The organism is Variovorax sp. RKNM96, from assembly GCF_017161115.1.
Taxonomy (GTDB): Bacteria; Pseudomonadota; Gammaproteobacteria; order Burkholderiales; family Burkholderiaceae_C; genus Variovorax.
This window is the reverse complement of record NZ_CP046508.1, coordinates 6,277,543-6,295,655: the sequence shown is the minus strand read 5'-3', so window position 1 is coordinate 6,295,655 and position 18,113 is coordinate 6,277,543. Positions and strand designations below refer to the sequence as shown.

Genomic DNA, 18,113 nt, shown 5'->3' with positions numbered 1-18,113 from the left:
GTTCCTCCTGCCAAGCAGGATTCGTTCCCTCTTCCGATGTCCTGTGGATCAGATGCCGATGAATTCGGCCACCTCGCCCAGCGGTGCGCGTTCCGTCACCAGCGCATCGATCGCCTTGCTCCGGTCCGCGTACCCGATGGCCATGCCGGTGAACAGCATGCGCTCGGGCGGCAACTCGATGAACCTGCCGATGGTCTGCGGATAGATCGCCCAGCATTCCTGCGGGCAACTGTCGAGCCCTTCGGCGCGCAGCAGCAGCATGACGTTCTGCAAAATCATCCCGAGGTCGGACCACTGCGGCGGGCCCATGCGGCGGTCGACCGTGCAGAACAGTGCGAGCGGCGCGCCGAAGAACTGGTAGTTGCGCACAAACCATTGGCGGCGCGCGGCCTTGTCCTCGCGCGGAATGCCCAGGCGCGCATACATCGCCTCGCCGACCGCGAAGCGGCGGTCGCGGTAGGGTGCAACGAGCTCGCGCGGGTAGATGTCGTATTCGCTGCCTTCGCCGGTCGGCGCCTCCTGCACGCGCGTGCGCATGAGGGCCTTGAGTTCGTCGAGCCGCTCGCCGCCCACCACGTGCAGGTGCCAGGGCTGCAGGTTGCCGCCCGATGGCGCGCGTAACGCTTCCTGCAGCACGCGGCGGATGACGTCGGGCGCCACGGGCCGGTCGAGAAATTCACGCACCGATCGACGGCTCGCAACGGCTTCGTACACGTTCATGCTTTGGCTTTCATTCGGGAGGAGAGCGGGGATGGGTTCATCTTGAATGAGGTCGATGCTAGGGACAACCCCGGGGTGCTCAATCGTCCGTTCCGACGATGTGGCATGCAGAGGCCCCTGCCTACGATGCAGCCGGCCGCTGCATGAGATTTCCCCGGCGCACAGGAGACAAGAACATGTTCGGATTGATGCAAGACCGCCCGCTGTTGATCTCCTCGCTGATCGACCATGCGGCCACCTTCCACCCGCACGCCGAGATCGTCGGGCGCACGGTGGAGGGGCCAATTCATCGCACCAACTATGGGGAGGTGCAGCGCCGCTCGAAGCAGGTGGCCAACGCGATGAAGGTGCTGGGCATCGAGCCCGGCGACCGCGTGGGCACGCTTGCATGGAACACGTATCGCCACCTCGCGCTGTACTACGGCATCTCGGGTTCGGGCGCGGTGCTGCACACGGTGAACCCGCGGCTCTTTCCGGAGCAGATCGACTACATCGTCAACCATGCGGAAGACAAGGTGCTGTTCTTCGACACCACCTTCGCACCGCTGGTCGAGAAGCTCGCGCCGCAACTGAAGACCGTGCGCGCCTTCATCGCGATGACCGACCGCGCGCGCATGCCCGCCATCGATGTGCCCAACCTGCTGTGCTACGACGAGCTCGTCGACGCGCAGAGCGAGAGCTACACCTGGCCCGAGTTCGACGAGCGCACCGCCTCGTCGCTCTGCTACACCTCGGGCACCACGGGCAACCCCAAGGGCGTCTTGTATTCGCACCGCTCCACCGTGCTGCATTCGCTGATGGAGTGCGCGCCCGACACCTTCGGTGTCAACTCGCAGATGACGCTGCTGCTCGCGGTGCCGATGTTCCATGCCAACGCGTGGGGCATGCCGTATGCGGCGGCCATGACCGGCATGAAGCTGGTGATGCCCGGCCCGCACATGGACCCACAGAGCCTGTACGAATTGATGCGCGACGAGAAGGTGGGCTTCTCGCAGGCCGTGCCGACCATCTGGCTGATGCTGTTCCAGTACTTCGATGCGCACCCCGAAATCGACACGCACGCCATTGGCCTCAAGCGCATCGGCGTGGGCGGCGCGGCCACGCCGCGCGCCATGATCGAACGCTTCGAGCGCGACTTCGACGCCGACTTCGTGCAAGGCTGGGGCATGACCGAGACCAGCCCGATCGGCGTGATCGGCAACCTGCTGCCCAAGCACCGCGCGCTATCGAAGGAGGAGCAGACGACGGTGAAGATGAAGCAGGGCCGCGGTGTGTGGGGTGTGGAGATCAAGATCGTCGGCGAAGACGGCCGGCGCCTCCCGCACGACGGCAAGGCCTTCGGTCACCTGCATGTGCGCGGCCCGTGGATCGCGAGCGGTTACTTCAAGGGCGAGGGCGGCAGCGTGCTCGATGCCGAAGGGTTCTTTCCGACCGGCGATGTCGCCACCATCGACGAAGACGGCTATGTGCAGTTGGTCGACCGCGCGAAGGACGTCATCAAGTCGGGCGGCGAGTGGATTTCGTCGATCGACCTGGAGAACGCCGCGAGTGCGCACCCGGCCGTGGCCGAGGCCGCGGTGATCGGCATCGCGCATCCGAAGTGGCAGGAGCGGCCGTTGCTCATCGTGGTGAAGCGCGCGGGCGCGGAGGTCACGGGCGAGGAACTGCTCACTTTTCTTTCGACGCGCGTGGCGAAGTGGTGGCTGCCCGAGGACGTGGCTTTCGTCGACAGCCTGCCGCATACAGCCACCGGCAAGCTGTTGAAAACGAAGCTGCGGGAAATGTTCAAGGGATATGTCGCGGCGAAGTCAGTTTGATGACTTGTTCGATTTTTCTGTGGACAACTCTGTGGGTTGCCGGAGGAGGGCGGGCCGCAAAGCGAGCATTGACGGGCCTTCCCACCACGTTGCCTGTTGAATGAGCAGCCCTTCGGCCGGCGGGGAAACGGTGCGACGCAAACTGGTGCGTTCGTGACCGGCATAGGGGGAAATCCTCAGCAGATTTCTTGTGCGATGCGCGGCGGTCTTGGGTAATATCGCCGGCCGTTCGTGCGCAGCGATCGAATGATCAATCAATCGATCGCGACGTCGCTCAGTGCTTGTGCTCGCCGTGCGCGGCAGCGGGCTTGGCCGCGCTGTTGAGCGCGCGCACCGGCGCCTTCACCTCCAGCGTTTCGCGCTTGCCGTCCTGGCCTTCGAACACCAGCGTGAGCGGCACCGTGTCGCCTTCCTTCACCTGCTGCTTGAGGTCCAGCAGCATCACGTGATAGCCGCCGGGCTTGAGCTCGACCGTCTTGCCCGCAGGCAGCGCGACCGAGGGCACCTGCCGCATGCGCATCACGCCGTCCTGCATGGCCATCTCGTGCACTTCGACGACCGGCGTGACGGGCGAGCTGGCGGAGATGAGCCTGGTGTCCTTCGCGGCGCTGATCTGCATGAACGCGCCGGTGGCCTGCTGCTGCGGCACGGTGGCGCGGACCCACGCCTCCTTGACCGTGACCTGCGCGTGCGCGGTAGCCACCAGGAACGAAGCGGCGGAGAGGGCGAGGATGCGGGCGATGGGGGTCATGTTCGTCATGAGAGAAATCTCCTTGGATGAATGGATCGGATCGAACCGAGGTTCAGGCGGTCGTCTTGAGAATCTGGCGCAGGTCTTCGGCGCATTCCGGCGCACCCTGTTCGTGGCGCAACACCAGCCGGATTTTTCCTTGCGGGTCGTACACGTAGCTGAAGGCCGAATGGTCCATCGTGTACGAGGAACCGGTGGGCACCTTCTTGTAATAGGCCTTGAAGGCCTTGGCCGTTTCGCTGGTTCTCTGCAGGTCGCCGTAGAGGCCGATGAAGCTCGGGTCGAAAGCGTTTGTGTAGGCCTTGAGCACAACCGGCGTGTCGCGCTCCGGATCGACGGTGACGAAGATCACCTGCAGGCGCTCGCCGTCGGCGCCGAGCATGTGGCGGATCTCGGCGGCGCGCAGCAGCGCGGTGGGGCAGACGTCGGGGCATTGCGTGAAGCCGAAGAACAGCATCACGGCCTTGCCCTTGAAGTCGGCCACGGTGCGCTCGCGACCATCGGGGTCGGTCAGGCGGAAGTCCTGCGCGTAGTTGGCGCCGGTGATGTCGATGCCGTTGAAGCGCGTGGGCAATGCCTTGTCGCAAGCGGCGAGCGACAGCGCGGCGAGGCTGCCGCCAGCGATGAGCAGATGGCGGCGTGAAAATTCATGAGGTCGTGTTGTCGTGTGCATGAAAGCTCTCTCTGGCGGTCGCGCGAATGCGAGCGCATGAATGGCGGGAACGCGCGATGCGGCTGCCGCCATCGAGGGGGCATCACATGCGCAGGAACCGGAAGCGAATCAGGAGAGCGAGGGCGGCCCGCGCGCCGGTGGCGGCGCTGCGGTGATGGTGGCGATGCGCGTCTTCGCGATGGCCGAAGCTGCGTGGACCACGGGCACCACGGCTGGCAGCGAGACAGCGGGCGCAGCAGGTGGCGCACCACCGAGCACGCAGAGCGGGCAGTCGAGGTGACCGCTGCCCAGCTCGTGTGCGCCGTCGTCGGTGTGCACGATGGCCTTGACCGAGCCGCTGGCCGAGCAGACCAGTTCCATCGACACCGGATGCACCATCGGCGAGGCGATGGCCGCGCCGATAGACAGTGCGAACCACAGCAGCGCCCATCGGATCAACGGCACGCCGGGACGCCGCCAGACCGCATGGGCTGCGTGCCTGTTCGGTGCGGCGTGGAAGGGCGTGGGCATTGGCGCGGATTATCGGCGAGGTGTGTGGGCGAGACATGCGCCCGCACTTCGCGAATGCAAGGGCTTTGCTTATGCTCACTGACATGAATCAACTTCGAGTCTCCACCGCGATCGAGGACCTGGACGTGCCGCTCATCCATCGCTTCCTGTCGGAAGAATCGTCATGGGCGCGGCAGATTCCGATCGAGACCGTGCGCACGTCCATCCGCCACTCGCTGAACTTCGGCGGCTTTCTTGGTGATTCGCAAGTGGCGTTTGCGCGGGTCGTGTCCGACTACGCGACCTTCGCTTACCTCGTCGATGTGTTCGTGCTGAAGGAACATCGCGGCAGGGGTTACAGCGCGGCGCTGGTCGCTGCGGTGATGGCCCATCCGCAATTGCAGGGACTGCGGCGCTTCATGCTGGCAACCGGCGACGCGCACGGGCTCTACGCGAAGTTCGGCTTCACGCCGCCGTCGCGGCCCCAGACGCTCATGGAGAAGTACGTGCCGGATGTCTATGTGCGCGCGCCCTGAAGGGATTGTGCGAACGCGTGCCCAGGTCCCGGCCTCGATACCGCACCGTTTCGCTTGCAGATACTGACATCCGTGGCAGTTTGCGATTTGGTCACAATGTGGGCATGCCAAACATTGCATCCATCCTCAAAGCCGAAATCTCACGCGTTGCCAGGAAAGAAGTGCGCGCGGAGATCGACATCCTCAAGAAGGCATCCGCCAACCATCGCGCCTCGATTGCGGCATTGCGTCGACAGGTGAGTGCGTTGGAGAAAGAGTTGCGACGTGCCGCCAAGGGCTCCGCGCGACGTGCACCCGCCGACGATGCCGATGCGGCGGGCGAATCGGAGCCGAAGCGGCGATTCAGTGCGGCGCGGCTGGCTGCGCATCGCGGCAAGCTCGGTCTCTCCGCTGCGTCCTACGGAAAACTGGTGGGCGTGTCGGGCCAGACGATCTATCACTGGGAACAGGGGAAGGCCCGGCCGCGCGCGGCGCAGCTCCAGAGGCTTGCCGCTGTCAGAGATCTAGGCAAGCAGGAAGTGGCTGAGCGGTTGGGCGCCGAGTAGGCGCATCGGCCGCAAGCTGGCGGCCAATCGCTTCACCAGGGCTTCCACCAAGGCCGCACAGATTGCCAGTCGGCCAGAGGGCGAGTGTCCAGATCATGGGCCGCGATCGGCGCTCCGCCGCGCAGCCTTCGCACCTCGACCTCGAGCGCATGGGCGATGCCCCGCGCGTCGCGATCGCCTCGAAGCGCGCGCCGTCGCCACTCGGCCGCCTGGGCTGCCAAGCCGTGGGAGTCCGGATCTTCCATTTCGAGCATGGGATGGATTTTTCATTTCCGCGAGCCAATGCCTGTAGGCAAAAGGAGTAAGCCTCTGTACGAAGAGATACAGATAGCTTCGCGCTGGCATCGGACGCGGGTCGAAGGCCGAGCGCAATTGGCAGGATCTACGGCTTTTCGGTGCTTGTGATGCACCTTGGATGTTCGTAGGCTCACGGTTTCGAAAGGAAGAGCCATGAGCACCAACACGGTCAGATTGCATCGCGTCCTCGCCGCAAAACCAGAAAAGGTCTATCGGGCATTTCTCGATGCCGACGCCAAGGCGCGTTGGCTCCCGCCCAACGGCTTCACGGGCAAGGTCCATGAGATGGATGCCAGGGTGGGCGGCAAGTACAGGATGTCGTTCACCAACTTCACCACGGGCAAGAGCCATTCGTTCAGCGGTGAATATGTCGAGCTCGTGCCGAATCAACTGCTGCGCTACACCGACGTTTTTGACGATCCCAACCTGCCCGGGAAGATCCAGGTGACCGTCACGTTGAAGCAGGTGTCGGTCGGCACGGAGCTGAGCATCGTCCAGGAAGGGCTGCCCGAAGTGATTCCCGTGGAGGCCTGCTATCTCGGCTGGCAGGAGTCGCTGCGGAATCTCGCGAGGCTGGTGGAGCCGGAGATCAACCAGTAGCGGGCGCCGCGGGCTTCGGCCGCTGCTCACCCTGAGCGGTGCGAAAGCAAGCGCCATGAAAAAAGCCCTAAGTAGTTGATTTACTTAGGGCTTTTTGACTTTGGCGGAGAACCGCGAAAGCAGTGTTGGTGGCTCTTCACGGACTCGAACCGCGGACCTGTGGATTATGATTCCATCGCTCTAACCGACTGAGCTAAAGAGCCGTTTCAGCGTTTTGCGCTGAGCCCAAAATTATAGCCCAGTCCGCGGGACCAGTTCAACCACCCGCCGGCAACTTGCCCAATTCCTCCGATACCAGCCGCACGATCAGCCGGTCCAGCGTCTGGACCGAGTAGTTCGCAACGTCGTGCCGCGTCTCCGAACCCCGCCCGCTCGCGGGGTTCGAGCCCTCCTTGTAGGTCAGGAAAACGAAGCGCCCGCCGGTGTACTGGGCGATCTGGCGCTGGATGTATTCGCCCTGCTTGTCGAGCCCCGAGGCGCCCACGCTGAACACCTTGATGCCCTTGCTCAGCGCCGCGACCATGCTGTCGTCGTACTGCGGGCCGCTGTAGTCCAGGTGCGGCGGCGCATCGGCCAGCAGCACGACGAGGCGGGTGGTGCCGGTGCCGCGCCAGCTCAGCTGGTGAACCGTTTCGGCCAGCGCCTCGTTCATCGCCTCGGGGTAGTCGCCGCCGCCCGCGGCCTGCAGGCCGTTGAGCACACCCTGGAACGCGTCGAGGTTGTCGGTGAAGTCGTGGCGGCGCACGACGAAATCGTCCGTGACGTCGCGGTAGGCCACCAGCCCGAAGCAGGTGTCGGGGCGGCTCGGCAGCCGTGCCACCTCGTCGGCGATGGTGCGCAGCGTGGTCTTGAGCTTGGCGATCTCGTCGGCCATCGAGCCCGTGGCGTCGATGAGAAAGACCAGGTCGAGTTGCGCGCGGGCGGGCGCGGCGCCGGGCTTGTCGATCACCACGTCGACCGCGCTCTTCTGGCCGCGCTGCAGGAAGGCCGTGCCCTGCCGGCCGTTCTTGCGGACCGTGACCTCGTACATCTGGCTGTGCGTCCTGTCGAAGGCGAGCGGGTGCAGCCAGGCGCGCCCGCCCGCATCGGTGCGGGCCCACATGGCGGCGCCGCTGGACGCCTGCACCGCGACTTCGGCATCGGGCACCACGGCACCGCGCGCGTCGCGCACCTGGAGCAGGTAGCGCATGCTGATGTCGCGCTCGCGGTGGGCCACCTGGGTGCGACCGCGGAAGTTCAGGTATTCGTTGAAGTCGGCGTTGTCGTCGACCATGCCGGCGGTGACGGGCTCGTTCGCCGGGCGTCCGACTTGCGCCGGCTGGGCGATGCTTGCACGCGGAGCCGGCGATGCGGGCGCCACAGCGGCCGGTGCTGGCGCAGATTCCGCCACAGGAGCCATGGCTGCGCTCAGCTCGCGAGCGCTCGAGCCGTAGGCCTTCTTCTCGGCCGCCGCGGCCGGTTCCGCTTTGCGCAATGTCTCGGGCGGAGCGGCGTCCAGGCGCCCCACCGTCGGCGCAGGGGTGGGCCTGGGCCTTTCGAGCTGCACGTTCCGCATTCCCGGCGTCTCATGGGTCTGCACCGGCCGCGCGCAATGGGTGGCCGAGGGCGCCTGGAAGTTCGGTTCGATCTGCGAGATCTGCAGGGCCGGTTGGGGCCAACGCGCGTTGGCGCCGATGGCCGGAATCTCGGTGGCGCCGCAAGCGCTCAGCAGGAACTGGGCGCACAGCAGCACGACCAGCGGGCGGCGAGAACGGGGAGCGAAGGGCTGGGCCATAAAGGACTCCGAGTTGTGGGATGCAGGCTGATACGGCCGGCCTGCGGCCACGGGGTTAAGCCACGCGACTTTTTTTCTGGAGGCGAACCCCGATGCCCTCCGCCGTCCGTACAAGCTCAGGTGAAAATCCGCCGATGTCTGCGCTCCCACGCGCCCCTTCCGCCAAAGCCGCCACCGAGCGCGACGCCATGCCCGACGATCAGTTGATGCTGGCCTATGCCCACGGTGACGCCGCCGCCTTCGACGTGCTCTATGCGCGCCACGAAGGCGGGCTGTTCCGCTTCGTCAAGCGCCTCCTGGGCGCGCGGCTCGCGGCGCAGGCCGACGAGGTGTTCCAGGACACCTGGGTGCGCATCATCTCGGCGCGCGAGAGCTTCTCGCCGCAGGGTGCCGCGTGGCGCACCTGGGCTTTCACGATCGCGCACAACCTCGCAATGGACCGCCTGCGCGTGAGCGGGCGCGAGGTGGCGTTCGATGCGCATCCGGACGACGACGGCGACGCCGTGCCCACGCTCGACCGCGGTGTGCGCGGCGCGGTCGATGCCGCGGCGCATCCGTCCGCCGAAGAGCTCGCCTTCTGGCGCGCCGCCGGCCGGCGCCTCCTGGCCTGCCTCGACGAACTGCCGGCCGACCAGCGCGCTGCATTCCTGCTGCACCACGAAGACGGCCTCACCGTCGAGGCGCTGGCGGCGAGTCTGGAGATCGGCTTCGAGACGGTGCGCAGCCGCCTGCGCTACGGCCTGCAGAAGTTGCGCGGCTGCATGGAGCGCTACCTGTCGGTGCTGGAGCAACGCGCATGAGCAACGACATCGATTTCCAAGGCAAGGACGACGGCGACCTGCGCGACCCGGCGCTGCGCCGCGCGCTCGACCATGCGCCTGATCGCGATGCAACGCCGCATCCGCGCACGCGCGACGCGATCCTGAAGATGGCGCACAACCTGGCCAACACGCCCGCATCGGCGCCGGCCTCCGCCGCCAACAACGCGAGCGCCGCGCCCTGGTGGCGCCGGCTGTTCGGCGGCGGCGACACGCGCGCGCGCATGCCCTGGAATGCGGCCTTCGCCACCGTGCTCGTCGCCGGCTTCGTGACCGTGCTGTGGCACCGCGAGCCGATTCCCGACGCGCGGCTCGATGGCGAGGCGAAGGTCGCGAGCGCGCCAGCGCCGGCACCCGCCGCCGCGCCGACGCCGCCCGTGGCGGAGTCGGCGCCCAGCCCCGCGATCGTTGCGCAGCAGGCACCCGCGGCAGAAGCCCCCGCAGCTCCCGTTCGCGATGCGGTCAGGGAGGCGCCGGACCGCGCCACGCTAGATGCCGCCCGCAAGCCCGCGCCGGCGACTGCCCGCAAGCAGGTGGAAGCGACAGCTACACCCGCACCAGAGGCGAAGGAGGCGCCTGCCGAGCCGGTGCCGACGCCTGCTCCGGCCGAAGCGCAATCGGCGGCAGTGCCTGTTCCTCCGCCGCCAGCTACTGCTGCTCCGGTGCCTCCACCGGCACTCGCCGCGGCAGCGCCGGGCGTCGCCGATTCGTCCGCACGCGTGCGTCAGAAGAGCGAAAGCGCGCAGGATGAAAGAGAGCAGGAAAGGCGCAGCAGTGCATACGCTGCCGCGCCACCCGCGCCTTCGGTCGCACCTGCTCCCGTCGCCGTGCCCGAAAGCGCGCCGCCTGCGGTGGTGGCGGCTGCGCCACCAGCACCTGTTGCACCGGCGCCCTTGCAACGAGAGCTGCCGGCCAACGCATCCGGGTCCGTTGCGCGGGGAGGCAGTCCGAATGCCGATGTCTCGGGCGCCGTGCGCGACACGGCCCCACCGCGCGCTGCCGCTGCCAAGGCCGCCAGGTCGCCGACGGGTGCTTCATCGTTCTCTGCGCTGGATCGCTGGACGTCCTTCGACTTCATGCGCGCAGGCTTGGGCGTGCGCCACGCACGCGGCGACATCGAAGGCATGGCGGCATTGGTGAACACGGTGGCCCGCTCGGCCACGACGGCCGAGGCGCAACTGGCGGCGCCGGTCGAGGCGCGCCTGTCGCTCTATCAGGGCGGCACGCTGATCGCCATGCTCGAGATCGCGGGCGACCAGGTGCGCTGGACGCCGCAGCCCGGCGGCACCGCAACGGTCGGCACGCCGCCGTCGCAGACGCTTGCCGCGCTGCGGGCGCTGCTGACGCGCTAACTAATTAATAGCCGCGCGCCGAAACGCCTCAGGCGTTCTTGAAATCGGGCGCGCGCTTGTTCAGGAAGGCGTCCATGCCTTCCTTCTGGTCCACCGTGGCGAACAGCGCGTGGAACAGCCGGCGCTCGAACATCACGCCGTCGCTCAGGCCGCTCTCGAAGGCGCGGTTGACCGATTCCTTGGCCGCCATCACCGAGATCTGCGAGAAGCCGCAGATGATGAGCGCCGCGCCCAGCGCCTCGTCGGCGAGTTTTTCATAAGGCACCACGCGGCTCACGAGGCCGGCGCGCTCGGCTTCGGCGGCGTCCATCATGCGGGCGGTGAGCACCATGTCCATGGCCTTGCTCTTGCCCACCGCGCGCGGCAGGCGCTGCGTGCCGCCGGCGCCGGGGATCACGCCGATCTTGATCTCGGGCTGGCCGAACTTGGCGGTGTCGGCCGCGATGATGAAGTCGCACATCATCGCCAGCTCGCAGCCGCCGCCCAGTGCAAAGCCGGCGACCGCGCCGATCACGGGCTTGCGGATCGTGCGGATGGTTTCCCAGTTGCGGGTGATGTAGTCGCCCTTGTAGGTGTCGATGAAGCTGTACTTGGCCATCGCCGCGATGTCGGCGCCGGCCGCGAACGCGCGCTCGCTGCCGGTGAGGACGATGCAGCCGATGGCCTCGTCCGCATCGAAGGCCTTGAGCGCGTGGCCCAACTCGGTCATCAGCGCGTCGTTGAGCGCGTTCAGGGCCTTGGGGCGGTTGAGGGTGATGATGCCGACCTTGCCTGCTTCGGTCCGCACTTCGATGTTTTCGTAGCTCATGGTGTCTCCGGGAGAGGTGGGAAAAATTCGCTCGGGCCACTATACCCAGCAAGGCTTCTGGCCTGCTGACACCCCAATCCTTCTAATTGAGAATTGCTCTCATCTAGAATGGCCGCATGGAGTTCCCGATGCAAGAACATGAACGGTATTGAGAAACGACAACCCAAAACGGCGCGATAAATCGGGATTTGCCGGGACCTGGCGGGACCGCTTGGGACGAGTCGTGTAACGAGTTTACGCGGGTGGTAAATGCGCCCCGCAGCGCGAATCGCTCACTTTGAGCGGTCTTGCGGGGGCTCCAGCATGTCGAGCTGCTGCTCGTGCCGGGAGGATGCCAGTTTGGCACGGACGCGGGTGATAAGGCGGCGCAGCCCGCTGTCGGTCATCTCGTATTTGCGCGAGAGTTCCGGGATGTTGGCACCGGTGAAGGCGTCGAAGATTTCCAGCTCGATCTGCGCGAGCTTCCGCTGGAAGTCGCGGGGGATGTAAATCATCTGGCCGCCCCAGTGATCGGCCACGTGGTCGGCGACCGAGCTGGCGATGATCGCCGCCACGGCGGGCGGCACTTCGTTCTCTATCAATGCACGCTCCGCCGTGCCAGCCAGATCGGCCAGCAGCTCGTTGCGAAGTTCGCTCATCCTAGAGTCGTTGCTCATCAGCGGCCTCCCAGTGCCTCTTGCATGCCGGCGTCAGTCGAGCGGCCGATGGCGGCCGAGAACGCCATCCAGGCGGTCCAATGGGCGTCGAAGCCATCGGAGCCCTGCAGCCTGCGCAGTGCTTCCTCTACAGCCTGTTCCTGCGCCTGGTCGAGCAGGCCGGCAGCGCGCGCACCGTGCACCTCGACCTGCAGCTGGTCGACGGCGGCAGGCAGGAAGCGCATGGCCCACTTCTTCATGGTCTCGATCAGCTTGCGCATGGCCTGGCTGTCGGCCCAGTGCATGTCCTCGACGCGGGCGATGCGCTTCACATAGCTGGCCAGCGCGGCCTCGGATGAGTCCCGGACCACCTGCAGCTCGTGCAGGAACAGCCACAACGCCCGGACCTTGCGAGCCTCGGGGCTCGTGTCCTGGCGGCGGCCGGTGACCTTGGAACGCACCTTGAAGCCGGCCTTCTTTGCCTGTTCCAAAACCCGCATGAGCGCTGGAACGCCCATCTTCGCGGTCGAATCAGCACCTCCAGCCGTCTGCAGCATGGTGCGGTAGGTCGGCTCGTCCATCTTTCCGGCCTTCTCCAGGTCGCGGCGCGCGACGTGGATCAGCTTGATCAAGCGGACGCGCTCAGGATTCGCGGCAACTGCGCCCAGGGCGCGTGGCTTCGTCGTAGCGAGCGTCATGCGCGGCCTACCCGAGCACCAAAGGGCCGAGCCAGGTGTTCCACACACCGAGCAGACAGAACGAACCGAAGACCAGCATCTGCGCGCAAAGCGGCCACAGGCGGCGACGGCTCCCATGGACCACCCAGGCCGCGCAGCTCACCAGAAGCAGCGCGAACGGCACGGCCGGGTTGGCCAACACGGCCATGAGCAGAGCGCCCACGATGGCCATGAACGCGGCGAAAACGTCATATCGCATATCAACACCTTGAAAAGAAAAAGCCCCGGCGCCCGAAAGCGCCGGGGTAAAGGCCGAACGGCTGGCACGCCGGACTCGACCAAGGAGAAAACTGATGTCCAGCTCAGGCATCCGGCGGTGCGGCCTTCATGGTTCGGGCGGTTTGGAAGTCGGGCTCGTGCCTGGCGCAGATCGCACCGGCCGTGACCGAGAAGCCGCCGCGGGTGCATCGCCAGGTGCGCGTGTCGAACGGCGGCATGCGCTCGGCGATCGTTTCCTTGCCGTGCTTGCAATTGCCGCAGCGCGGGCGGCTGGTGGCCGACAGGAAGCCTTGCACGTGGCGGGCGGTGTCGGCGGTGCTCACGACTGGGCCTCGTCTTCCGCGCCCTTGAGCAACGCCTTCACGAGCTTGTCCACGCTGGCCGTCGTGTCGCTGATGACGGGCACGTCCTCGGTGCCCTCGACCGTCACGCCGAGCTTCTTCAACTCCACCGCGGTGAGGTTCTTCAAGCCGTCTTTGATGGGTTTCTCGGTGGTCTTGACCAGCAGATCGAACTGCTGCGGGAGGTGCTTGCGGATCAGCTTCACGACCTGGTCGTCATCCTCCCACTCGATCTTCCCCGCGCCCAGCTTGAAACCGACTTTGACCCCGTGAAAAACGGCGGTGCGAGGTTTCACGAACAGGTGGGGCTGTTCCTCCAGCGCGTGCTGCAGCTCGTCGCGCTTCTCGTTCACCGCGGCCACGGCGTTGCGCAGGCCGCGCATGGCGCGGCGCTGGGCGGCTTGCATCTCGTCGTGCAACGCTTGCGCGCGCTCGACCAGGACGTCTTTAGCCTCGCGATAGGCGCGGGCGTGGAGTTCGATCACGACCATCGGATTGGTTGATGCGTTCATGGCATTTCCTTCAGTGGATGGACGCCCCGTGGGGCGCTTGTTGCAGATGCAGTCGGTTGGTCAAGACGACAGCGACGAAGGTGGCGTCGCTGACGGCGCGTTCCAGGCACGCGGGGTTGTGGATCGCCGTGGAATGGAACAGCGCCAGCAGCGCGTCCAGGACGGCCTCCTTGGGCACGTCTCGGACCAGCGGAGTCAGCTGGTCGATGAGCGCCTGGGCCGCGATGGCCTGTTCGGCCGGCGTCACAGTGCGTCTCCTTGTTTGACGGCCTGGTAGCTGTCGGTGCGCAGGTCGTAGGCGACCCGGCCCGCCATCGCGTCGTCATCCAGGATGACGGCGACCTGGCCGCGGTTGAGGCATGTCGCCTTCGCCAGTGCGTTGCGCGCGATCGGCGTGCCATCGGTGGGCAGCAGTGCGCGCAGAACGACTTTGAGGCGTTCCAGCTCGGTCATGACGCACCGCCTTTGCCGCCCAGCTTCGCGCGTAGCTCGCGCACGTGCTGCGGAACCGGCGCCGCGTTGCGCGAGGCCGCATCGACCTTCGCCAGTGCAGGGTCGACGCCGCCGAAGACCACCCCGAGGGCATCGCCGATGGCCATGGGTTCGCCATCCACGGTCACCGTGTCGCGCCGCGAGTGCCGGCGCCCGACCTCGCGCTCCTCCTCGGCCTTGGCCGCGGCCTTCTCGGCCAGGTTGAACAGCGCGCCATACACGTAGCCGTTGTGAGCCAGCGGCATACGCAACGTGCCCTTGGTCGTGGCGTCGAAGGTGGCGTTGAATGCCGCCAGCCAGAGGTCCGTCGAGACGGCGACGATGGTGCCGTTGCGCTCAATCGAGCCGCGTTGGATGTCGGGCACCAGCTCGGCCAGCGCCTTGCGCACGCGCGCCCAGTTCAACTGGTGCTTCGGCGGCTTGAACAGGCGCATGTAGCGGATCAGCGTCCCGCCGAGCGCAAAGCTGCGCTGCAGCACGTCGCTGACCAGGCCGCGGACCTCCTCGTCATCGATCACCCGGAAGATGACCGAGTCGATCGACTCCTCGGCGCCGCAGGTTGGGCATGTGTTGACGAATATCGACATCACCGGCCCTCGCTCTTGCACAGCTTGTAGCCGGCGTCCATGCCGCTGGTATGCACGCGCTGCAGCTCCAGTTCGTGGTCGCTCTGCTCGCTGTCCTTGATCGCCAGGGCGACCAGGCCGCAGCCGAGGAACAGCACGAGCCAGAAGCCGAAGAACAGCGCGTCGCCTGCTGCGGTGCGTTCGGCCAAGCCGGAGCGGATTTCCGCCTGAACGCCGCTCACGAGAAGACCCTCATGGCGCTGATGCGCTTCGCGTCGGGGAAGTGCTCCAGCGTGGTGATGACGGCCGCGAAGCCATCCTCGTACAGCCCGGAATGCTTGCCGCGCGAGCCGTCCGGCATGGTGATCGAGATCAGGTAGCGCCTCATAGCCGCTCCTCACGCCCGCACCGCGGCGGTGATCAGCGCGCCGGTCACCTTCGGCGCGCCGATCTTGACCGCCTCGTTCATGGCTGCGCTGACCAGGTTGTTGATCGCCAGCGGATGGCACAGCGACACCACGCGGCTTTCGCGCTTGGAGCTGCGGCTGGCCTCGGTCACCGTGTGGCGCAGCAGGTTACGGATGGCCTCGACCGCGTCGACGGCGATCAGCGTGTCGAAGTCCAGCTCGACGCGCTGCAGTTTGTGCCGCAGGTACGCCTCGATGTGGTTGTCCAGCGGCGGCAGCTTGACCATTTCGCAGCGCTGCACCACCTCGCGCACCTCGGGGTTGTGCTCCGAGAGCTTCCACTCCAGTTCGGTCTGGCCGATCAGGATGATGGCCAGGAGCTTCTTGAAGCCGTCCTGCAGCTCGTAGAAGCGCTTCAGGTGCTTGATCGTCGGCGTGGCCAGGGCGTGGGCTTCTTCGATGATCAGGACGTGCTTGCGGCCGACCTGGGCGCTCTGCTTGAGGATGTTGTGCATCTGCGCGGCGCGGTCGCTGTAGGTCGCACGCAGGGCGGTGCCCGGCGACACGGTGCGGATGACGGCGCCGGTGATGTCGGCCGACTTCAGCGGCTTGCCCTTCTTGTCCGAGTCCTCCATGCCGATGACATAGGGCTCGATGATGGTGATGGGCTCGCGCGCCGTCTGCACCCAATCGGCCAGGTCGTGGCGCAGCGTGCTTTTGCCGCCGCCCGATTCGGCGACCACTGCCAGCATGCCGCCGTGCTTGGCGGTCATGCGCATCGATGCCCGCACGTGGCGGATGTCGTCGGAGAGGAACACGTCCGCGTCCGACTCCATTTCATCGGTGAACGGGTCGCGCGCAATGCGGAAGTGCTGACGCGCCTCGCGATTGATGGTGTGCTTGCGGAGTAGCATGTAGGGGTCCTCTAGATTCGTTTGGGGGCCGGAGATAGCGGCATCTGCCGCGGCCCCTGGCGTCGTGTTGCCGCACGTCGCCGGGGGTGCTTCGTTAAGCGCTGCGTAGGCCACGTCCGTGGGCACGCCGTGCTCGATCAGGTAGCCGACGATCCGAGCGCGCAGCTCGAACTCGCCGCCGTGGCCCTTGGGCCAGCGGTTGAACTTCACCATCAGCGTCACGCTCGCCGGGCTCACGCCCAGGTGCTTCGCCAGGTCGGATTGACTGCGCTTCACGAGCGCCAGCGCGTCTTTGATGAGCGGGAGTGCTGCCATGTCAGACGGCCCTCAATCCGCCAGCCGCACGCATCGGCTGCTCGACCGGCGCGATGAACTGCTGCACCAGGGCGTCGATCTGGTCCTCGGGAACGCCGTCCGCATAGCGCGCCGTCATGAACGTGTATTCGTCGCCCGTCAGGTTGCGGCCGATGCCTGCGCGCAGGCGCAGCATCGCTTCGGTGGCGTCCAGCATTGCGGGGGCAAGAGCCGCCTGGGCATGCGCGGGCGCCTCGATCTCCGTGCCGCTGCGCGGCAGGTACGTCGGCAGCTCGACGTCGTGCAAGTAGCTGTGCGCGACCAGCTTCCCCTCGAAGGGGGCGGCCTTCTTGTCGCGCGCGGCTTTCACCTCGTCGGCATCCATGCCCGGGTAGGCCTTCGCGTCCATCACCAGCGCGGCCAGCTCGGCCCCGGTGCGAGCCGCGGACTTGTACTCTGCGCCGATCTCAGCGGCAGCCGCGGGCTGGCCGAAGCGATCGAAGTCCCTCTCCGGCTCGACGCGGTAGATCAGCGTCTCGCCGTCGTAGCGAGGCACCTCGACCTGGACGGCCTCGTCACCGTAAACCAGCGCGCGGACCTGCACCGTGTCGCCCACGTTGACCCCGTCCAGGCCGCGCAGCATGTAGGTGCCCGGGCGGTCGGCTGCTGGGTGCTTGAAGCTGATGCTGAGGTTCGGACGCACCTGGCGCGACTGCTCCTTGCTGGCCATCAGCGCGCGGCACACCTCCACCGGTGGCAGAAGGCGCAGCTGGTCGGCGGTGATCAGCTGCCAGAGGTCGTAGCGGGACGTCGAAGTCGCAAGCCCGGCGCGGCGCAGGCGCGTGTCCTGGCCGGGGATCAGGTTCGCGTTGTAGGCATTTGCCCAGGCGCTGGCTGCGGCATTCAGGCCTGCCACATCGTGGACCGGCTCGAAGCGCAGGCGCGACTCGAACTGGGTCTCCACGATGTTGTTGGCGTTCTCCACGCCGCCCTTGGCGCGGGCATTGCCGGCCTCGTGGTCGAGCGGCTCGACTTCGAGCTGCTTCAGCAGGTTCTTGATCGCCGCTGACGTGTTGGCGCTGCCCTTGTCCCACAACATGTAGCGGGGCACTCCGCGGAACAGCCGGCCCGGCTGCTCGCCCCAGGCGTGCATGAGGAAGTCGAACAGGTTGTGCTGGTCTTCCCCTTGGGCTTCGCAATACCAGGGCACGATGGCCGCGCTGGCCTTGTCGTAGAGGACGTAGCGATAGACCTTGAACTTGACCTTCGCCATGCCGTCCAGCTTGTTTTTGTAGAACTCGCGGTCGCGGATGATGTACTGGCGATCCTTGAGGTAGTACACCAGGCACAGCGACGGATCGACCTGGTGCGTATGGTTCGGGTGCGGCGCGCGCAGCTGCTGCACCGGCGATGCGACACGCTGCGCCGCAACGTTGAGCTTCCGGTCGCGCATGAGCCGGTTGAGGTGCCCGTTGCTGACGCCGAAGCTGATGCCGTTCTGTTCCAGCATGCCGCGGCTGGTGGTCGTGAAGAGCGTCTGCTTGCCGTTGTCGCGCACGGCCTCACGCTGTGCTGCGCCCAGGGTCGCGAGCGCATCGGAGGAGACGCTGGTGGAGCCCTTGTCGCTGCGCGCGCGGCGGCCCGATGACCACCCTGCGGCGGCCTTCAGGTGCCTGTACACGGTCTGCGGCGACCAGTTGAGGAAGTTCGCCGCCTGTTGCACAAGGGGTGTGGCACCACCGTGCTCCACCGCGTCGAGCTGACGCGCGAGGCGGCAGACGTACTGGTGAATTTCCGGGGAGAGTGCTGGCATGGC

Annotated in this window: 25 protein-coding genes and 1 tRNA gene; 6 read left to right on the top strand and 20 right to left on the bottom strand. The window is 66.5% G+C overall.

Annotated features, from left to right (window positions below):
• Positions 1-48: 48 nt before the first annotated feature.
• A complete protein-coding gene (locus GNX71_RS29345; RefSeq protein ID WP_206175675.1) occupies positions 49-720 on the bottom strand; it encodes a nitroreductase in 672 nt (223 codons plus the stop codon).
• Between the two features lie 176 nt (positions 721-896).
• On the opposite strand from GNX71_RS29345, the gene GNX71_RS29340 reads away from it, so the two are divergent.
• Positions 897-2,537 (top strand): 3-(methylthio)propionyl-CoA ligase, encoded by a 1,641-nt coding sequence (locus GNX71_RS29340; protein WP_206175674.1) that lies wholly within the window; start codon positions 897-899, stop codon positions 2,535-2,537.
• A gap of 274 nt (positions 2,538-2,811) precedes the next feature.
• On the opposite strand, the gene GNX71_RS29335 is transcribed toward GNX71_RS29340, so the two are convergent.
• From GNX71_RS29335 to GNX71_RS29325, 3 genes are all read right to left on the bottom strand, one after another.
• On the bottom strand, positions 2,812-3,288 hold the full coding sequence (locus GNX71_RS29335; protein ID WP_241027358.1) for a copper chaperone PCu(A)C: 477 nt from the start codon (positions 3,286-3,288) through the stop codon (positions 2,812-2,814).
• A 52-nt stretch (positions 3,289-3,340) separates the two neighbouring features.
• Positions 3,341-3,961, bottom strand: coding sequence for an SCO family protein (locus GNX71_RS29330; protein WP_206175672.1), 621 nt, complete (start codon positions 3,959-3,961; stop codon positions 3,341-3,343).
• A 108-nt stretch (positions 3,962-4,069) separates the two neighbouring features.
• Positions 4,070-4,471, bottom strand: a complete 402-nt coding sequence (locus GNX71_RS29325) for a DUF2946 family protein (RefSeq protein ID WP_206175671.1) — start codon at positions 4,469-4,471, stop codon at positions 4,070-4,072.
• A gap of 83 nt (positions 4,472-4,554) precedes the next feature.
• Here GNX71_RS29325 and GNX71_RS29320 point away from each other — a divergent pair, with 83 nt between their 5' ends.
• Both GNX71_RS29320 and GNX71_RS29315 read left to right on the top strand, forming a co-directional pair.
• On the top strand, positions 4,555-4,986 hold the full coding sequence (locus GNX71_RS29320; protein WP_346776861.1) for a GNAT family N-acetyltransferase: 432 nt from the start codon (positions 4,555-4,557) through the stop codon (positions 4,984-4,986).
• A gap of 104 nt (positions 4,987-5,090) precedes the next feature.
• Entirely contained in the window at positions 5,091-5,531 is a 441-nt protein-coding gene (locus GNX71_RS29315; RefSeq protein WP_206175670.1) for a helix-turn-helix transcriptional regulator, read from the top strand.
• Between the two features lie 32 nt (positions 5,532-5,563).
• Here GNX71_RS29315 and GNX71_RS29310 read toward each other — a convergent pair whose 3' ends face one another.
• The gene (locus tag GNX71_RS29310) at positions 5,564-5,785 is read right to left on the bottom strand and encodes a hypothetical protein (RefSeq protein WP_206175669.1); all 222 of its coding nucleotides are present in this window, start codon (positions 5,783-5,785) and stop codon (positions 5,564-5,566) included.
• Positions 5,786-5,981: 196 nt separating this feature from the next.
• Here GNX71_RS29310 and GNX71_RS29305 point away from each other — a divergent pair, with 196 nt between their 5' ends.
• Positions 5,982-6,428, top strand: coding sequence for an SRPBCC family protein (locus GNX71_RS29305; RefSeq protein ID WP_206175668.1), 447 nt, complete (start codon positions 5,982-5,984; stop codon positions 6,426-6,428).
• A gap of 126 nt (positions 6,429-6,554) precedes the next feature.
• Here GNX71_RS29305 and GNX71_RS29300 read toward each other — a convergent pair.
• Positions 6,555-6,631, bottom strand: a tRNA-Met gene (locus GNX71_RS29300).
• A gap of 53 nt (positions 6,632-6,684) precedes the next feature.
• On the bottom strand, positions 6,685-8,202 hold the full coding sequence (locus GNX71_RS29295) for a VWA domain-containing protein (protein ID WP_206175667.1): 1,518 nt from the start codon (positions 8,200-8,202) through the stop codon (positions 6,685-6,687).
• Between the two features lie 134 nt (positions 8,203-8,336).
• Here GNX71_RS29295 and GNX71_RS29290 point away from each other — a divergent pair, with 134 nt between their 5' ends.
• Both GNX71_RS29290 and GNX71_RS33640 read left to right on the top strand, forming a co-directional pair.
• Entirely contained in the window at positions 8,337-9,002 is a 666-nt protein-coding gene (locus GNX71_RS29290) for a sigma-70 family RNA polymerase sigma factor (protein WP_206175666.1), read from the top strand.
• Positions 8,999-10,372, top strand: a complete 1,374-nt coding sequence (locus GNX71_RS33640) for a hypothetical protein (protein WP_241027084.1) — start codon at positions 8,999-9,001, stop codon at positions 10,370-10,372. The genes GNX71_RS29290 and GNX71_RS33640 overlap by 4 nt, the downstream gene beginning before the upstream one ends.
• Positions 10,373-10,400: 28 nt before the next feature.
• Here GNX71_RS33640 and GNX71_RS29280 read toward each other — a convergent pair whose 3' ends face one another.
• The 13 genes from GNX71_RS29280 to GNX71_RS29220 all read right to left on the bottom strand — a co-directional run bounded on the left by GNX71_RS29280 (position 10,401) and on the right by GNX71_RS29220 (position 18,110).
• A complete protein-coding gene (locus tag GNX71_RS29280; protein WP_206175665.1) occupies positions 10,401-11,180 on the bottom strand; it encodes an enoyl-CoA hydratase in 780 nt (259 codons plus the stop codon).
• Between the two features lie 272 nt (positions 11,181-11,452).
• A complete protein-coding gene (locus tag GNX71_RS29275) occupies positions 11,453-11,836 on the bottom strand; it encodes a Mor transcription activator family protein (RefSeq protein WP_187111999.1) in 384 nt (127 codons plus the stop codon).
• A complete protein-coding gene (locus tag GNX71_RS29270) occupies positions 11,836-12,447 on the bottom strand; it encodes a regulatory protein GemA (RefSeq protein WP_206175664.1) in 612 nt (203 codons plus the stop codon). The genes GNX71_RS29275 and GNX71_RS29270 overlap by 1 nt, the downstream gene beginning before the upstream one ends.
• Positions 12,448-12,520: 73 nt before the next feature.
• Positions 12,521-12,862, bottom strand: a complete 342-nt coding sequence (locus tag GNX71_RS29265) for a hypothetical protein (RefSeq protein WP_206175663.1) — start codon at positions 12,860-12,862, stop codon at positions 12,521-12,523.
• A complete protein-coding gene (locus GNX71_RS29260; protein WP_206175662.1) occupies positions 12,855-13,094 on the bottom strand; it encodes a hypothetical protein in 240 nt (79 codons plus the stop codon). The genes GNX71_RS29265 and GNX71_RS29260 overlap by 8 nt, the downstream gene beginning before the upstream one ends.
• The gene (locus GNX71_RS29255) at positions 13,091-13,624 is read right to left on the bottom strand and encodes a host-nuclease inhibitor Gam family protein (protein WP_206175661.1); all 534 of its coding nucleotides are present in this window, start codon (positions 13,622-13,624) and stop codon (positions 13,091-13,093) included. The genes GNX71_RS29260 and GNX71_RS29255 overlap by 4 nt, the downstream gene beginning before the upstream one ends.
• A gap of 10 nt (positions 13,625-13,634) precedes the next feature.
• The gene (locus GNX71_RS29250) at positions 13,635-13,871 is read right to left on the bottom strand and encodes a hypothetical protein (RefSeq protein ID WP_206175660.1); all 237 of its coding nucleotides are present in this window, start codon (positions 13,869-13,871) and stop codon (positions 13,635-13,637) included.
• A complete protein-coding gene (locus GNX71_RS29245) occupies positions 13,868-14,077 on the bottom strand; it encodes a hypothetical protein (RefSeq protein WP_206175659.1) in 210 nt (69 codons plus the stop codon). The genes GNX71_RS29250 and GNX71_RS29245 overlap by 4 nt, the downstream gene beginning before the upstream one ends.
• Complete coding sequence (locus tag GNX71_RS29240; protein WP_206175658.1) at positions 14,074-14,703, bottom strand: hypothetical protein; 630 nt, start codon at positions 14,701-14,703, stop codon at positions 14,074-14,076. Before GNX71_RS29240 ends, GNX71_RS29245 begins: the two co-directional genes overlap by 4 nt.
• Positions 14,703-14,924: a hypothetical protein gene (locus tag GNX71_RS29235; RefSeq protein ID WP_206175657.1), complete on the bottom strand. Its 222-nt coding sequence runs from the start codon at positions 14,922-14,924 to the stop codon at positions 14,703-14,705. The genes GNX71_RS29240 and GNX71_RS29235 overlap by 1 nt, the downstream gene beginning before the upstream one ends.
• Positions 14,921-15,070, bottom strand: coding sequence for a hypothetical protein (locus GNX71_RS29230; RefSeq protein ID WP_206175656.1), 150 nt, complete (start codon positions 15,068-15,070; stop codon positions 14,921-14,923). The genes GNX71_RS29235 and GNX71_RS29230 overlap by 4 nt, the downstream gene beginning before the upstream one ends.
• 9 nt (positions 15,071-15,079) lie before the next feature.
• The gene (locus tag GNX71_RS29225; RefSeq protein ID WP_206175655.1) at positions 15,080-16,318 is read right to left on the bottom strand and encodes an AAA family ATPase; all 1,239 of its coding nucleotides are present in this window, start codon (positions 16,316-16,318) and stop codon (positions 15,080-15,082) included.
• Position 16,319: 1 nt separating this feature from the next.
• The gene (locus GNX71_RS29220) at positions 16,320-18,110 is read right to left on the bottom strand and encodes a DDE-type integrase/transposase/recombinase (protein ID WP_206175654.1); all 1,791 of its coding nucleotides are present in this window, start codon (positions 18,108-18,110) and stop codon (positions 16,320-16,322) included.
• Positions 18,111-18,113 lie beyond the last annotated feature (3 nt).

What these genes read in the sequence shown, in the direction of transcription:
- GNX71_RS29280 (WP_206175665.1), bottom strand. Translation starts at nt 11,180, where the DNA reads ATGAGCTACGAAAACATCGAAGTGCGGACCGAAGCAGGCAAGGTCGGC.
- GNX71_RS29265 (WP_206175663.1), bottom strand. Translation starts at nt 12,862, where the DNA reads ATGCCTGAGCTGGACATCAGTTTTCTCCTTGGTCGAGTCCGGCGTGCC.
- GNX71_RS29290 (WP_206175666.1), top strand. Translation starts at nt 8,337, where the DNA reads ATGTCTGCGCTCCCACGCGCCCCTTCCGCCAAAGCCGCCACCGAGCGC.
- GNX71_RS29275 (WP_187111999.1), bottom strand. Translation starts at nt 11,836, where the DNA reads ATGAGCAACGACTCTAGGATGAGCGAACTTCGCAACGAGCTGCTGGCC.
- GNX71_RS29245 (WP_206175659.1), bottom strand. Translation starts at nt 14,077, where the DNA reads ATGACCGAGCTGGAACGCCTCAAAGTCGTTCTGCGCGCACTGCTGCCC.
- GNX71_RS33640 (WP_241027084.1), top strand. Translation starts at nt 8,999, where the DNA reads ATGAGCAACGACATCGATTTCCAAGGCAAGGACGACGGCGACCTGCGC.
- GNX71_RS29315 (WP_206175670.1), top strand. Translation starts at nt 5,091, where the DNA reads ATGCCAAACATTGCATCCATCCTCAAAGCCGAAATCTCACGCGTTGCC.
- GNX71_RS29295 (WP_206175667.1), bottom strand. Translation starts at nt 8,202, where the DNA reads ATGGCCCAGCCCTTCGCTCCCCGTTCTCGCCGCCCGCTGGTCGTGCTG.
- GNX71_RS29230 (WP_206175656.1), bottom strand. Translation starts at nt 15,070, where the DNA reads ATGAGGCGCTACCTGATCTCGATCACCATGCCGGACGGCTCGCGCGGC.
- GNX71_RS29225 (WP_206175655.1), bottom strand. Translation starts at nt 16,318, where the DNA reads ATGGCAGCACTCCCGCTCATCAAAGACGCGCTGGCGCTCGTGAAGCGC.
- GNX71_RS29320 (WP_346776861.1), top strand. Translation starts at nt 4,555, where the DNA reads ATGAATCAACTTCGAGTCTCCACCGCGATCGAGGACCTGGACGTGCCG.
- GNX71_RS29310 (WP_206175669.1), bottom strand. Translation starts at nt 5,785, where the DNA reads ATGCTCGAAATGGAAGATCCGGACTCCCACGGCTTGGCAGCCCAGGCG.
- GNX71_RS29220 (WP_206175654.1), bottom strand. Translation starts at nt 18,110, where the DNA reads ATGCCAGCACTCTCCCCGGAAATTCACCAGTACGTCTGCCGCCTCGCG.
- GNX71_RS29335 (WP_241027358.1), bottom strand. Translation starts at nt 3,288, where the DNA reads ATGACCCCCATCGCCCGCATCCTCGCCCTCTCCGCCGCTTCGTTCCTG.
- GNX71_RS29240 (WP_206175658.1), bottom strand. Translation starts at nt 14,703, where the DNA reads ATGTCGATATTCGTCAACACATGCCCAACCTGCGGCGCCGAGGAGTCG.
- GNX71_RS29325 (WP_206175671.1), bottom strand. Translation starts at nt 4,471, where the DNA reads ATGCCCACGCCCTTCCACGCCGCACCGAACAGGCACGCAGCCCATGCG.
- GNX71_RS29340 (WP_206175674.1), top strand. Translation starts at nt 897, where the DNA reads ATGTTCGGATTGATGCAAGACCGCCCGCTGTTGATCTCCTCGCTGATC.
- GNX71_RS29305 (WP_206175668.1), top strand. Translation starts at nt 5,982, where the DNA reads ATGAGCACCAACACGGTCAGATTGCATCGCGTCCTCGCCGCAAAACCA.
- GNX71_RS29255 (WP_206175661.1), bottom strand. Translation starts at nt 13,624, where the DNA reads ATGAACGCATCAACCAATCCGATGGTCGTGATCGAACTCCACGCCCGC.
- GNX71_RS29345 (WP_206175675.1), bottom strand. Translation starts at nt 720, where the DNA reads ATGAACGTGTACGAAGCCGTTGCGAGCCGTCGATCGGTGCGTGAATTT.
- GNX71_RS29330 (WP_206175672.1), bottom strand. Translation starts at nt 3,961, where the DNA reads ATGCACACGACAACACGACCTCATGAATTTTCACGCCGCCATCTGCTC.